Source organism: Mycobacterium malmoense, assembly GCF_019645855.1.
Taxonomy (GTDB): domain Bacteria; phylum Actinomycetota; class Actinomycetes; order Mycobacteriales; family Mycobacteriaceae; genus Mycobacterium; species Mycobacterium malmoense.
In genome coordinates this window covers 3,973,085-3,987,525 of the sequence record NZ_CP080999.1, presented here as the reverse complement: position 1 = coordinate 3,987,525, position 14,441 = coordinate 3,973,085, and the positions used below count along the sequence as shown (strand labels likewise).

Sequence of the window (14,441 nt, the reverse complement as noted above, 5' to 3'; positions counted from 1 at the left end):
GTGCCAGCTACATCAAGGTCGCAATGCGTCGACGAAGCATGCCGGATAACAATTCGGTTTGGCGCTCGTCGAACCCGATCTGGCCGCAGCGGTCCGGCCACCGCGCTGCCGCATCGACGATGCCGTCGATCATGGTGGCCAGCGCCCGGCCGCGTAGACCGAGTCGGGCCGCCGCTTCCCGGAAGTGGTTGCGGTTCAAGCGATTCGCGCGGCCGAAGAGCGGCAACGCCATGGGGTCGCGCCATCCGGTGTAGGGCTGAGTCGTGAGCAAGTCGTATGCGGGCGTTGGCCGCCAGAAGCCGTCCGGGCAATAGATCGACAGATTCTTGCCATGCAAGTCGCCATTGCCGATGAGCCAGGAGAACACCACGACCCGCAGCAGCTCCAGAGCAGCAGCAGCCCGCGAACCCCCGCCGCGCGCGCAGGCGTCGGCCAAAGAGGTGATCGCCGCTTGGGCGTGGATGCGATACTTCGCGGCCGGGTAGACGGCTGCGACCTGGCATGCATCCTCCTGAGCGATTCGGACATCTCCTTGACGGTCAAACCGGTTGACCAACAACGCGCTTCGCCCGTGGGCGTCGTGGATTAGTCGCGTCCTGGCCGCGCGCAGTCCGCAATCGGCCGCCATTTGCATGAAGAAGTGTTCGTTCTCGACGAGTCGGGGAAATCCCGTCAGGGGATTAAGTTTGAGGATCGCGGGCCCCGTCGCGGTTCTCGCGTGTGCCGACCACATCGCGGCGCTGACTTTGGGTTGAACTCCGGAGAGTCCGACGGGGTCGGCTTCGACAGAACCGGTGAGTCGTTTGAAAACCTCCCGAAAGTCGGTATCGCGTGCAGGGTCGAACATGGGCTTGTGGTCTGGGGGGTTGGCTCCCGCGGGCAGAACCCGAACGTTCCCGATCGTGTCGGCGCCAATAGCAAGAAGAAGAGTGAAATGGTCATCCACCGACGTCTTCGTCGAGGACGTCACCACCCCCAGTCGGACGCCTTCGGGAAGCAGGCCCGCAAAGAATGGCGGAACCGCGCCGCCGGTCGTTACCAGGGGGTATTGCGCGTCAACAGGAAGAGACCACGACACCGAACGGGTGCGGATGGCCAGGCTGGTTGGCTCAGGCGGCGGCCCCAAGTCGTGGTAGTCGAACCGGATCTCGTCCCCGGGCAGACGGGTGAGGGTGGCGACGATTTTGTCGTCGAGATAGACGTCGGCGTCATCGACCTCCCGAAGGTCGAGCGGTCGGATCACGTCGGTGAGTGGGTGGCGTCGCCGAAGTTGTTGACCTCCAGCCGAAGTCCGAGCGTTTCGGCGATTTCGACGAGCGATGCGAGTTTCACCGATCCGGTGCCGTATTCGAGCGCTTGGACGCTGTATCTGGAGACGCCCGAAAGGTCGGCCAGCAGTTGCTGAGTAAGGCCCAGCTGAAGCCGCCTGCCCGCGAAGGCCTGGCCTATGCGCGCTATTTCAGGCAGAGAGGACCGAGGGGCGGGCTTCGTCTTGCGAGGGGCCTGCGCGTTGCTCCTTACGCGTGATTTTTCAGGCATAGATTTATACTGAGCCCTTATGGCCAGCTTTGTCAAGGTTAATGCCTGATTTTTCAGGCATTAACCGCCTCGGGTACCCTGCTGACGTGCTGCTGGCCTCGTTGAATCCGTCCGACGTCACCACCACCGACATCGCCGACGCGGTGCGCATCGACGGTGCGGTGCTGAGTCGCGGCGACTTGGTCGGCGCCGCAACGTCGGTGGCCGAGCGTGTCGCCGGCGCGGAGCGGGTCGCGATACTGGCGACGCCGACCGCGTCGACGGTGTTGGCGATCACCGGCTGCCTGATCGCCGGCGTGCCCTTCGTCCCGGTGCCCGCCGATGTCGGCGCGGCCGAGCGTCGGCACATGGTCACCGACTCCGGGGTGCGGGCCTGGCTGGGCCCGGAATCCGAAGACCCAGAAGGGCTGCCGCACATCCCGGTTCGCGTGCACGCCCGCTCCTGGCATCGCTATCCCGAGCCGTCACCCGATGCCACCGCCATGGTCATCTACACCTCGGGCACCACCGGGCTGCCGAAGGGCGTGGTGCTGAGCCGGCGGGCGATCGCCGCCGATCTGGACGCGCTAGCCCAGGCGTGGCAGTGGACGCCCGACGACGTTCTGGTGCATGGTCTGCCGCTGTTCCACGTGCACGGGCTGGTGCTGGGCTTGCTCGGTTCGTTGCGGATCGGAAACCGCTTCGTGCACACCGGAAAACCGACACCGGACGCCTACGCGGCGGCGAGGGGCACCCTGTACTTCGGGGTCCCCACGGTGTGGTCGCGGGTGGCAGCCGACGCGTCGGCGGCCGAGGCGTTAAGACCGGCGCGGCTGTTGGTGTCCGGGAGCGCGCCGCTGCCGGTGCCGGTGTTCGACCGGCTGGCCGAGCTCACCGGGCACCGGCCCGTCGAACGCTACGGCGCGTCGGAATCGCTGATCACCATTTCGACGCGGGTCGACGGCGAGCGTCGCGCGGGTTGGGTGGGCCTGCCGCTTGCCGGCGTGCAAACCAGGCTGCTCGACGACAACGGCGATCCGGTGCCGCACGACGGGGAAACCGTTGGGCGCCTTCAGGTTCGGGGCCCGATGATGTTCGACGGCTACCTGAACCGGCCGGAGGCCACCGCCGAGGCCTTCGACGCCGACGGCTGGTATCGCACCGGCGATGTCGCGGTCGTCGACAGTGAGGGCATGCACCGCATCGTCGGACGCGAGTCGGTCGACTTGATCAAGTCGGGTGGATACCGCATAGGCGCGGGCGAAATCGAAACGGCGCTGCTCGGTCATCCGGGCGTGCAGGAGGTCGCCGTCGTCGGGCTGCCCGACGAGGACCTGGGCCAGCGCATTGTCGCCTTCGTCGTCGGCTCATCTGAGCTGCGGGCGGGCGAGCTGATTGACTATGTGGCCCGCGAGCTTTCGGTGCACAAGCGTCCGCGTGAGGTGCGCATCGTGGACGCGCTGCCCCGCAACGCGATGGGCAAGGTCCTCAAGAAGCAGCTGCTATCTGAGGGCTGAACGCCGCCGGTTGCCTTTCGCGAGCGTGCGCAGTTGTACGCCTGATCCGGCGTGTCGCTGTACAGACACGCACGCTCGCGAGCCGACACGCAGGATGTTGCCAGCTTGTCTATCGAGCGAGACCGCGAACCTTGACCTACCGTCGTAAACGTGGATAGACGCGACCGATCGCTGGGCGGCCTTCATGGGTGAGTCCAATCGCACGGCCGGCGCCGCAGCGACGGTTGTGGCGGGTCCCCCGTCCACACCGATGAGGCGGGTGGCGGCCGCCTGTCTCGTCGGCTCGGCAATCGAGTTCTACGACTTCCTCATCTACGGCACCGCGGCGGCGCTGGTGTTTCCGACGGTGTTCTTCCCCCGCCTGAGCCCGACGGTCGCCACCATCGCCTCGATGGCAACCTTTGCGACGGCATTCTTGTCCCGGCCGCTGGGTGCCGCCGTGTTCGGCTACTTCGGCGACCGGTTGGGCCGCAAGAAAACGCTGATCGCCACGCTGCTGATCATGGCCGTGTCAACGGTAAGCGTCGGGCTGGTGCCCAGCACGGCAGCCATCGGCGCCGCGGCCCCGTTGATCCTGATCGCGCTGCGAATCCTGCAAGGGTTCGCCGTCGGCGGCGAGTGGGCGGGGTCGGCGCTGCTGAGCGCCGAATATGCACCGGCCGGCCAGCGGGGGCGGTACGGCAAGTACACCCTGCTCGGCGGCGGCACCGCGGCGGTAGTAGCCAGCCTGACGTTTCTGGGCGTCAACGTCAGCATCGGCGAGAATAGCCCCGCCTTCATGGCGTGGGGATGGCGCCTGCCGTTCCTGTTCAGTGCGGCATTGATTGGTATCGCCCTTTATGTGCGGCTCAACATCGATGAGACGCCGGTGTTCGCCGAGGAGAAGGCCCGCAACCTGGTCCCCAAGGCCCCACTCGCGGAGCTGCTGCGCCTGCAGCGCCGGGAGATCGTCCTGGCCGCCGGGAGCATCGTGGGCGGTTTTGGCTTCGTCTACATGGGCAACACGTACCTGACCATCTACGCCCACTCCCACCTGGGTTATTCGCGCAGCTTCATCTGGTCCGTCGGCGCGCTGGCCGGGCTGGTGAGCATCACGTTCGTCTCGCTCTCGGCCAGTCTGTGCGATCGGGTCGGGCGCCGTCGCATGATGCTGGTGGGCTGGTCATGCTGTCTGCCCTGGTCCTTCGTGGTGATCCCGTTGATGGACACCGGCAGGCCCGTTTTGTACGTGGTCGCGATCGTCGGCATGTTCGCCAGCGCCGCCATCGGTTCCGCACCCACGGGGGCCTTCATTCCCGAACTGTTCGCCACCCGCTACCGCTACAGCGGATCGGCGCTGGCGGTGAACCTTGCCGGCGTGGTTGCTGGCGCCGTGCCGCCGCTGATCGCCGGGACGCTGCTGGCCACCTATGGCAGCTGGGCGATCGGTCTCATGCTGGCCGCCCTGGTCTTGGCCAGCCTGGTGTGCACCTACCTACTGCCGGAAACCAACGGAACAGCGCTGCAATCCATTCGAGGTGCTGGTTTGGAGGAAGTGCCTTCCGGGTTGTAGCCGCAGCGCTCAGTTGGCGTGCAGGTCCTCGTTGAGCGCGATGCCCCGACCGTCGCGGGCCACCACCTCGACCGCCCCGGTGACCGAATTGCGGCGGAACAGCAGGTTATTGGCGCCCGAGAGCTCAGCGGCCTTGACCGTTTTGCCGTCGGGCGTGGTGACCTTGGTGCCCGCGGTGACGTACAGGCCGGCCTCGACGACACAGTCGTCGCCCAGTGAGATTCCCAGGCCCGCGTTGGCGCCGAGCAGACACCGCTTGCCTATCGAAATGACTTGGGTGCCACCGCCGGACAGCGTCCCCATGATCGAGGCTCCGCCGCCGATGTCCGATCCGTCGCCGACCACCACGCCGGCCGAGATGCGGCCCTCCACCATGGACGCGCCCAGTGTGCCGGCGTTGTAGTTGACGAAGCCCTCGTGCATCACCGTGGTGCCCGGCGCCAGGTGCGCGCCCAGCCGTACCCGGTCGGCGTCGGCGATGCGCACCCCGGTGGGCAGCACGTAGTCGACCATGCGGGGGAACTTGTCGACGCCGTAGACGGTCACGGGTCCCTTTCGGCGCAGCTTCGCCCGGACGGCCTCGAACCCGTCGACGGCGCACGGTCCGCGATTAGTCCACACCACATTGGTCAATACCCCGAACAAGCCGCCGGCGTTCAGCCCATGCGGTGCCACCAACCGGTGCGAGAGCAGGTGTAGTCGCAGGTAGGCGTCGTAAGCGTCGGCGGCGGCATCGTCGAGCGAGCCGATGACCGTGCGCACCGCGATGGTCTCGGTGCCGCGGTCGTCGTCGCGGCCTATCAGGGCGGCCAGCTCCGGGGGAACGTCAGAGACCGCCAGACGCGACGTGGCGCCGGCGCCCGACTCGGTCAGTTCCGGTGCGGGAAACCACGTGTCGAGGATCGATCCGTCGGAGGCCAGCGTCGCCAGCCCAATACCCACTGCGCCTGCAGCTCCAGTCACGGCGGCCAGGTTACTTGGCCCGCCGAGCAGACACAGAATCGCATGCCGAAGCCGCCGCGGGTGCGATTCTGTGACTGCTCGGCAGCAGATACCCTTGGGCCGTGCTGGACTTGCATGGGGACCCGGTCGCGTTGACCGCGGCGCTGGTCGACATCCCCAGCGAGTCGAGGGACGAGGCCCGTATCGCCGACGAGGTGGAGGCCGCGCTGCGCGCCCAGACATCCGGCTTCGAAATCATTCGCAACGGCAACGCCGTGCTGGCTCGCACTCGGTTCCGGCGGCCGTCACGGGTGCTGCTGGCCGGACACCTGGACACCGTGCCGGCGGCCGGAAACCTGCCCAGCCACCGCGAGAACGGCGATCTGTACGGTTGCGGCACCGCAGACATGAAATCCGGTGACGCGGTCTTTTTGTATCTGGCCGCCACCGTGGCCGAACCGATGCATGACCTGACGCTGGTGTTCTACGACTGCGAGGAAATCGATTCGGCGGCAAACGGTTTGGGCCGCATCGAGCGTGAGCTGCCGGGCTGGCTGGCCGCCGACGTGGCCATCCTGGGCGAGCCCACCGACGGGTACATCGAGGCCGGCTGCCAGGGCACGCTGCGCGTGGTGATCAGCGCGACCGGCACCCGTGCGCATTCGGCTCGTTCCTGGTTGGGCGACAACGCGATTCACAAACTGGGCGCCGTCCTGGACCGGCTGGCCGGATACACGGCGCGCACCGTCGACATCGACGGGTGCGCCTATCGCGAGGGGTTGTCGGCCGTGCGCATCGGCGGCGGTGTGGCCGGAAACGTGATTCCCGACGCGGCCTCGGTGACGGTGAACTACCGCTTTGCCCCCGACCGGTCGGTGGCCGACGCATTGCGACATGTGCATGAGGTGTTCGACGGGCTCGACGTGACGATCGAGCAGACCGATGCCGCGGCGGGTGCGCTGCCCGGCCTGTCACAGCCCGCCGCCAAGTCCCTAGTCGAGGCCGCCGGCGGGCAAGTCCGGGCGAAATACGGCTGGACCGACGTTTCGCGGTTCGCCGCGCTGGGCATACCTGCGGTCAATTTCGGCCCGGGCGATCCCAACCTGGCGCACCGGCGCGACGAGCGGGTCCCGGTCGCTGCTATCGCCGCCGCCGTGGAGATGCTGCGCCGCTACCTGGGCGGCTAGCCTTCGTTGCCGATTGCCCGGCAGTCGGGTCGGCACGATCTCTTCGGCGCCGGCAGCGGCGCTAGCGGTGCTTGGTGGCTGGCGTTCGGCGATCCATTCCAGCTAAAGACGTTGATCGGCAGAACAGCTCTTGTCCGCCAAGGCTTGCGCCTGGGAGAGGTCGGCGAAGTCGGCCACGAACTAGTTAAGGCGGCCTTGCTATCCGAATGTCCTTCCACCACAACCACATTGGTGCCGGTGCCGTGCTGGGGTGGCGGGTCGGCGGGCCCGGTATCGGGGGAGTTTGCTGGTCGTGCCGCATGGGTGTGGCGAACGTATGCCAAGTGTCGCGTTGGAGGGGTCATCGGCCCTGCAGCGATGGCGGTGGTGCTGGTTAACGCGGTGCTGGTGATGGTTTCGCTCGTTTGTTCGGTGGTGACGTGGGGGCGAGCTGGACATACCTGAGAATTACTTAGGTTCGCAGGCCTTTCGATCGGGCCTAGGCAGTCGCGTGCAGAACGTGCGGCTCCGCAATCCTCATGAACGTGACTAACTCCTGTTAGCCAGGCCATACACCCTTATCACAGCAAACCCTGTCCACCACTGTGGTAGTTCAATTTGAAAGTACCCGTCGGTAGCGGCAGACCCGCATCCACCCCCCTTACTCAACATAACTACCACCGCAACACAAAGATCGTCGACCATCGCATACAGGACGCCCTTTGTTTTTGCTGCAATATACCCTTATTTTTGCTGACATCACCCACGCCGAAAAATACCTCACCAACAAGTCACGGTAGTAATGGTCAGCTTCACCGAATTCCTCGGGTCGGGCGGGGTTGTTGCTCGGGTCATTCTGGCAGATGCGATCTGCAGCGCAGGGCCGCGGTGTCGTGGTGTGTATCGGTCGGGCGCTGCCACCACTCCACGGCTCAAAAATCAATCCCGCCGACTGATCATCAGCTTTAGCTCCTCGCCGAACCCCTTTCCCGCCGTTCCGATGCGAGCCGAACCGGCACGGCAACCACACCGACGTCCATCCGCGTTAACGGTGATGTCGTTTTACCAGTCCCCCAATCCTAAGTGCCGCACCCTATGCACGCGACGTGACTATTCGTGATGATTGAGGCCTATCCGGCCGGGATGTATAAGGTCGCCGTCACGTCATTAATTTCGCCCTTACTGTGGCCGGGTTTTGCTGCCAACACCTCTCGTGAGCGTTTATTTCCTGGTGTGTTGCCGTGATTTTGTCAACGTAATTCTCAGCTATGTTTTTGATCCATCGTCACCATTGTCGGTCCAGGGAAGGCTCGCAAATGAAACGCACACAACACCGCATGCGGCGAAACCACCGCACCGCCAAGGCACGCCGTCACGGTCGCGTGATCGGCATGAGCACCGCCGCCGGCGCATTCCTGAGCGCCGCAATAACCCCGATGGCCGCCGCGCCTGCTGCCCGTGCCGGGGTGCTCGACATGATCATCGACCCCCTCCTCCAGCCCGTGATCACCGCCGCCAGCACGGCCGCCCAACAAGGCATCAACGCCGGCACGCTTGCCCTCGACAGCGTGAGCACCGGTGCGAGTGCTGGTGCGGCGGCTTTCGACGGCATTCATACCGCCACTCTCGAGGGCATTACTAATAGCATTAATGCCAGTGTTGCCGCCTTTAATGCCGGCGCACTAAACAGTGCCTTCGAGGGTGTGCATGCCAGTGCTGCGGCCGTCGATCTTGGTGGTTTTAGTGCGGCGGTCTCTGCTGCGGAGTCTCCTCGAGCTGCGCTGAACCAGCTCGTGTACGGGGTGTTCGACGACTTCTATAACGGGATTCACGGGGCTGGTGAGGCATGGATTGCCAGCCCAACCGGCCAATCCGTGGACGGGGTAATCAACGCGCCGTTCGTCGCCCTGTTCGGACGCGACCTGATCGGCAACGGCGTCAACGGCTTCACCGGCCAAAACACCTCGCCGATCGGCCAGTTCGGGCTCAACGGCACCCTCCACGATGGCGGATTCTTATTCGGCAACGGCGGGGCCGGGTCGGCCGGTACTGCCTCTAGTCCCACCGGTGGTGTCGGCGGTTCGGCCGGGCTGATCGGCAATGGTGGCGTCGGTGGCGTCGGTTTTAGCTCTACTACCCGCGGTGGTAACGGTGGTGCGGGCGGTGCCGGTGGGTTGCTGATGGGTAATGGTGGTGCCGGTGGTGCTGGTGGCGCCGTCAGCGGCGGCGCCGGTTACACCTATGCCGGTGGCGGCGGTGCCGGCGGTGTCGGCGGCATCTTGTTCGGTAACGGCGGCAACGGCGGTGTCGGTGGCACGAACCTCAGCGCTGGTAACTCTTACGGCGGTAGGGCTGGTGCCGGCGGTAACGCCGGTTGGCTGGTCGGTAACGGGGGCAACGGTGGTGCCGGTGGCCCTGGCGGGTACTTCGCCTACAAGGGTGGTACTGGTGGTTTCGCCGGATCGCTTGCCGGCAACGGCGGTAATGGCGGCAACGGCGGTGTCATTGTTGGCGTCCGCGGTGTCCCCGGGGGCGCGGGCGGCTACGGCGGGATCCTCGGCCAGCACGGTGTGGCCGGCGCAATGGGGTCCATCGACTAATACCTCAGCGGATGTCGTGGCGCCACGCGTCATTCCAACTCCCGCACCACCAGACGTAAATGTGTTGACGGCACGCACAACTGATCTACGGAAAATCCAGACAACAGACAGCAAAGGACAAAGCGCATGAATCAGCTAGCGGCCCTCCGGCCTCTTGTCACTGCGGGTGCCGCGGCCGTCGGTGCCAGCATGATCGCTCTAACACCCACGGTCTCCAACGATGTTGCAGCTAGCACCGTCACTATTCAGCACCGCGCGGTAGAGCTGACCGATGACGTCGTTAACCCCATTCAAACCTGGCTTGAGTTCTTCCAGGACTCGGTCGCCAACCTGCAGACTATTTTTCAGACGGCGAGCGAGATTCCTTTCCCGGTCGCGCAACAGCTGGCCGCGAACTGGATCGACTACGCGAGCATCTACGTCGGTGCGTACCAAGGAACCGCGGGTGGTATTGCGAGCTACTTCACCCAGTTCCCCCGGTTTTGGTCCTTGCTATTGAACGGCATTTCTAATTTCCAGCAGGCTAACTTCGTCGAGGGGATCGCAGACCTCGTGTCCTTACTCTGGAGCAGTCCAATTGCCACTTTGCAGGACATGGAAAGCGCTCTAGAAATCCCTACAGATATTACGCAGAATCTCGCGAATTTCACCGCACTTATGGATGGTGCTAGCGGCGGCTCGGGTATAACGGCTATTGGGGCCCAGTTTATCTTCGAAGTGCCTAACCAGGTCGAGATTGTTGCTGGTCATGGTATTCAGAACATTTATGATTCATTTTCCTCCGGAAACGTATTGGGAGGGCTGACCAATCTGCTCAATTATCCGGGGTTTTTCACGCAGGGTGTCGTCAATGGCTTTGGTTCAGCTCATCCTTACGGCCTCCTCTGGTCTAACCCCACTAGTAATCCCCCCGGTTTCCTGCAACTTTTCACTGAGACTCTCCCCCAACAAATAGCGGCGAAAATTGTCGCCCCTGGTGCGGTCAATATCATGGACGGCGGCAGCCTGCTTACGGCATTCCAGAATCTCATGGTCCAGATAACCACTGGTTGGCCCGCTCCGCAGGTAACGATCGACAACTTGGTTAATGCCATACAGATGTTCTTCAGCCAGCTACCGGCCGCATTAAATTTGGGGGGTGCGACCGCCGCTGGGGCTTTACCAGTCGGGATCGCCGGCGCGGTTCCGTCGATTGCGGCCGATCTTTCGGGCATTGCCCCGTCGATTGCGACGAACATCGCCGGGACGCTGGCACCCGAGCTCGGGAGACTGGCGGTCAACGTGCTCACCTCGCTGTTCTGAGTCTCACTGCTCTGAGTCCGGCGGCGGTCGCCGATGCTGCGAGCCGGTGACCTGCTAACGGCGATCGGCCCCCTTTTCTCAAAGAAGGGGGCCGATCGTTTATTGGTTGGCGTGTTGACACGCCTTTACCCTTTGAGACAGCACAGTCCAGCCCGGTACACCCCGACCGAATCCGCTTCGATTATCGTTCCGTGATTATCGGGCCCTTTTGGGGCTGGGGTGTAATGGGGTCGGCGTCGGATCATTAATTTCGCTCTCACTGTGGCCGGGTTTTGCTGTCGATACCTCTCGTGAGGGCTTATTTCTTATCGTGTTGGCGCGATTTTGTCAACGTAATTCTCAGCTATGTTTTTGATCCATCGTCATTGTTGTCGGTCACGGAAGGCTCACCAAGTTGAAACGCGCACAGCACCGCATGCGGCGAAACCACCGCTCACACCACGCCCAGACCCGCTACCGCCGCCGCCGCGTCATCGGCGTAGGCACGGCTACCGGCGCATTTTTGACCGCCGCAATGACCCCCCTCACCCCCGCACCTGCGGCCCGTGCCGGCGTGCTCGACATGATCATCGACCCCCTGCTGCAACCCGTGATCACCGCCGCCAGCACGGCCGCCCAAGAAGGCATCAACGCCGGCACGGCCGCCCTCGACGGGATTAGCGTGGGTGCGAGTGCGGCGGCGTTCGGCGGCATTCATACGGCCGCGCTCGAGGGCATCACTAATAGCATTAATGCCAGCGTCGCCGCTTTTAATGCCGGCGCGCTAAACAGTGCCCTTGAGGGTGTGCATGCCAGTGCTGTAGCCGTCGATCTTGGTGGTTTTAGTGCTGCTGTCTCTGCTGCGGAGTCTCCTCGAGCTGCGCTGAACCAGCTCGTGTATGGAGCCTTCGACACGTTCTATAACACGATTCACACGGCCGGTGAGTCGTGGATTGCCAGTCCGACTGGTGAGCAGGTGGATGGGGCGCTCAATGCGCCGTTCGTGGATTTATTCGGGCGCGACCTGATCGGCAATGGCGTCAACGGTTTCACCGGTGCCAATACTTCACCGTTAGGCAGTACCGGGCTCTTCGGCAACCTCGGCTCCGGCGGGTTCTTGTTCGGGGATGGCGGGGCCGGGGCGGCCGGTACCGCCGCTCATCCCGCCGGTTATGCCGGCGGCGCTGCCGGGTTGATCGGCAACGGTGGCATCGGCGGTGCCGGTCTCAACGGCGTCACCTACCAGACGATTGGTGTAGGCGGTGCCGGTGGTGCCGGTGGCTTGCTGATGGGCAACGGCGGCGCTGGTGGTGTCGGTGGTGCTCTCACCGCGGGTAATTCGACCGCTGGCTTTGGTGGTGTTGGTGGTTCCGGCGGTTTGCTGTTCGGTAACGGGGGCGCCGGTGGTGCCGGTGGCGGTGTAGGTGCTGGAGCCGGATCCTATGCCAGCGCTGGCACCGGGGGCGCCGGCGGTAACAGTGCCTGGCTGGTCGGCAACGGCGGCGCCGGTGGTGCTGGTCCTGCCGGTCCATACGGGGGTTACGGCGGTGCTGGCGGTTTCGGCGGGATGCTGGCCGGCAACGGCGGTATCGGAGGCAACGGCGGCCTCGGCAATTACAGCGGCCACGGCGGTGTCGGGGGGCTCACGGGGATCCTCGGCGCGAAGGGTGCGGCCGGCATTACGCCCACCGGCTAATTCCGCAGATCTCGTTTACAGACATCCGGATCACAGACCAGTAAAGGAACTCCGAGCATGCAACAGCTAGCAGCCCTTCGGCCCCTAGTCACCGCAGGTGTTGCGGCGGTAGGTGCCAGCGTGATCGCCCTGACACCGGCGATCTCCAACGATCTCGCATCCGACCTGCAGCACAGCGCTGCCGCTCTCCAGCAGCGCGCGGTCGAGCTGACCGATTACGTCGCCAACCCCATCCAAACCTGGATCGACACGTTCGAGACGGCGGCGATCAACCTCCAGTCGCTTGCTGCGCAATATCAAAACCATCCGTTGATAGTGCCGCAACAGCTAGCCGCTAACTTTCTGCAGTATGCGTACGAATATGTGCAGCCATATACAAAAGCCGCGACCAATGCTGTCAATTTCTACCTCGGAACTAACCCTCACGATTTCGTAGGGTTTATGCAGCAAGCATTCGCTGCGGCATTGGCAGGAAATTTCTCGGGCTCCCAGGGCGCGGTTACCGATTTGTACGAAGCTTTGTGGATCAGTCCGCTCGTAGGCATTGGATATCCACTCGAAACGATTCCGCAAATCCTTAACCCCATCACGCAGAACCTCGCGAATACGAGTGATTATCTGACAACCACCGCTCTAACGAATGTCGGTGCGGCAGTTACCCTTGGCCTTCCCGGCGTGTTGGACGTAGCGCTGGGCACAAGTCTGCAAAATGTTTACGATTCATTCGCGGCCGGGGATGCGGTGGGGGGTGTGATCAATGCGGTTGATATCCCTGGCGAACTGACAAACGCGTTCCTCAACGGAAGTCTGGCAGCAAACGGCACCTATTCTGGCGGCCTGCTCAGCGACGGCGCAAGTGGTATTTTCAAGGCGATTGGAATAACGACCGCCCAGGGGCTTGCTGAAAAAATCGTCGCTCCCGGCGCCCAGAACATCATGACCGGCGGCAGTCTCTCGTATGCCTTGGGGTACCTCCTGAACCTGCTGACCACTGGCTTCCCGACACCGCAGACCGTCTTCGACAACCTGGTCAACTGGGTTCAAACCTATTTACTGGGCGGCTTTAGCGGCGCGGCCGCCGCCACGTCGCCGGCAGTTGGCAGTATCGTGGGTGCCTTCAATCCGGCCGACGTCTTCAATGGCGGCAGTGCTATGGCTAGTCTGGCGGCCGAGCTGCCCGGCCTGTCGGCTGATGTCGGCAATATTGCGGGTCGCCTGGGTGCTGATCTTGCGTCGGTGCTGCCGGGGATGATCTTGAGCGTTTTGCATTTCTGAGTCTCATTGCTCTAAGTCCGGCGGCGGTCACCGATGCTGCGAGCCGGTGACCTGCTAACGGCGATCGGCCCCCTTTTCACAAGAAGGGGGCCGATCGTTTAATTGATTGGGCTTGTCGACACGCCTCTACCCTGTAGACAGTGGGTTTGTTTCAATCGTGTCAGCACGCCGCGCGGCGGCAGATTGTCTGAAAAGTCGCTAAATGTGCTGCCGTGCAAGAGGTGTCATCTTACCGGCACCATGGACATGTATTCGCACGTCGGCCGGGCGCCCTCACTTTTGCGCCCAACGCTAAATGTGCGAAATCCTCTTTGTTCGGTGGCGAGTTCGTAAGGCGGTGTTTCCGACGGCCAAGATCACGTCGGGCGAGGGCCGTCGTCAGCCCATCCGGCACACCTTCGAACCCCCATCGTTACCCGGCGAGGATAGATTGCCCGCCTAGAATCCAGCCTGGCCCCACAGGAGGCGCAGATCGAGGATCATCGAGCCAGGGTGAACCCCGATGTGTCGGGCGCGAACGGCCGACCAGCTCACCGCCGGAAGAGCGCAAGGCCTGGGTCGGTGCCTAAGGAGTCGCCGGCGATGGTGAGTAACTTGCGTTTTCCACGAGCAAGCCGAACAGCTCGTAGCTGCCGAGCTTGGGTTGGATTGAATGCAGTAATACGATCCATTCGTTGTCCTCTTGGCGGACGAGATTCATCGCCTTCCGAACCGGAGCACGGTCAAAGCTACTGTTGGTGTGGTCAATGGGCCTGAGGCTGGTTGGCATCTTCGACTGCTTGCTCACCTCACTGCCGAAGCCCCGGACGATTCGAAGTATTTGATGGTCCCCGCTGGGAACCCCTCGGAAGCGATCCGGGCAACTGACAACCCATGGATTGGTGGGTGATCGGC

At 63.6% G+C, this 14,441-nt stretch carries 9 protein-coding genes and 1 pseudogene; 7 read left to right on the top strand and 3 right to left on the bottom strand.

Going from position 1 to position 14,441, the window contains the following annotated elements; all coding sequences use genetic code 11:
- Positions 1-7 precede the first annotated feature (7 nt).
- Together K3U93_RS18225 and K3U93_RS18220 are read right to left on the bottom strand one after the other, a co-directional pair.
- Positions 8-1,243 (bottom strand): type II toxin-antitoxin system HipA family toxin, encoded by a 1,236-nt coding sequence (locus tag K3U93_RS18225; protein WP_083010749.1) that lies wholly within the window; start codon positions 1,241-1,243, stop codon positions 8-10.
- Positions 1,240-1,539: a helix-turn-helix domain-containing protein gene (locus K3U93_RS18220; RefSeq protein ID WP_139796974.1), complete on the bottom strand. Its 300-nt coding sequence runs from the start codon at positions 1,537-1,539 to the stop codon at positions 1,240-1,242. Before K3U93_RS18220 ends, K3U93_RS18225 begins: the two co-directional genes overlap by 4 nt.
- Positions 1,540-1,625: 86 nt before the next feature.
- Between K3U93_RS18220 and K3U93_RS18215 the strand changes: the two genes are divergently transcribed.
- Positions 1,626-3,035, top strand: a complete 1,410-nt coding sequence (locus K3U93_RS18215) for an acyl-CoA synthetase (protein ID WP_083010748.1) — start codon at positions 1,626-1,628, stop codon at positions 3,033-3,035.
- A 250-nt stretch (positions 3,036-3,285) separates the two neighbouring features.
- On the top strand, positions 3,286-4,587 hold the full coding sequence (locus tag K3U93_RS18210) for an MFS transporter (protein ID WP_071508941.1): 1,302 nt from the start codon (positions 3,286-3,288) through the stop codon (positions 4,585-4,587).
- Between the two features lie 9 nt (positions 4,588-4,596).
- Here the strand turns inward: K3U93_RS18210 and dapD are convergent, their stop codons facing one another.
- Complete coding sequence (gene dapD / locus K3U93_RS18205; RefSeq protein ID WP_083010747.1) at positions 4,597-5,550, bottom strand: 2,3,4,5-tetrahydropyridine-2,6-dicarboxylate N-succinyltransferase; 954 nt, start codon at positions 5,548-5,550, stop codon at positions 4,597-4,599.
- A gap of 101 nt (positions 5,551-5,651) precedes the next feature.
- On the opposite strand from dapD, the gene dapE reads away from it, so the two are divergent.
- The 5 genes and pseudogenes from dapE (at position 5,652) to K3U93_RS18180 (ending at position 13,547) form a co-directional block, all read left to right on the top strand.
- Complete coding sequence (gene dapE / locus K3U93_RS18200; protein WP_083010746.1) at positions 5,652-6,716, top strand: succinyl-diaminopimelate desuccinylase; 1,065 nt, start codon at positions 5,652-5,654, stop codon at positions 6,714-6,716.
- A 1,901-nt stretch (positions 6,717-8,617) separates the two neighbouring features.
- Positions 8,618-9,196, top strand: a pseudogene (locus K3U93_RS25730) (PGRS repeat-containing protein); the annotation flags it as partial.
- 225 nt (positions 9,197-9,421) lie between these two features.
- A complete protein-coding gene (locus tag K3U93_RS18190; protein ID WP_139796971.1) occupies positions 9,422-10,597 on the top strand; it encodes a hypothetical protein in 1,176 nt (391 codons plus the stop codon).
- Between the two features lie 394 nt (positions 10,598-10,991).
- On the top strand, positions 10,992-12,272 hold the full coding sequence (locus K3U93_RS18185; protein ID WP_176219975.1) for a PGRS repeat-containing protein: 1,281 nt from the start codon (positions 10,992-10,994) through the stop codon (positions 12,270-12,272).
- 57 nt (positions 12,273-12,329) lie between these two features.
- Positions 12,330-13,547 (top strand): hypothetical protein, encoded by a 1,218-nt coding sequence (locus K3U93_RS18180; RefSeq protein WP_139796970.1) that lies wholly within the window; start codon positions 12,330-12,332, stop codon positions 13,545-13,547.
- Positions 13,548-14,441 lie beyond the last annotated feature (894 nt).

Coding starts and splice junctions, on each gene's coding strand:
- K3U93_RS18220 (WP_139796974.1), bottom strand. CDS start 1,539: ATGCCTGAAAAATCACGCGTAAGGAGCAACGCGCAGGCCCCTCGCAAG.
- K3U93_RS18180 (WP_139796970.1), top strand. CDS start 12,330: ATGCAACAGCTAGCAGCCCTTCGGCCCCTAGTCACCGCAGGTGTTGCG.
- K3U93_RS18210 (WP_071508941.1), top strand. CDS start 3,286: ATGAGGCGGGTGGCGGCCGCCTGTCTCGTCGGCTCGGCAATCGAGTTC.
- K3U93_RS18190 (WP_139796971.1), top strand. CDS start 9,422: ATGAATCAGCTAGCGGCCCTCCGGCCTCTTGTCACTGCGGGTGCCGCG.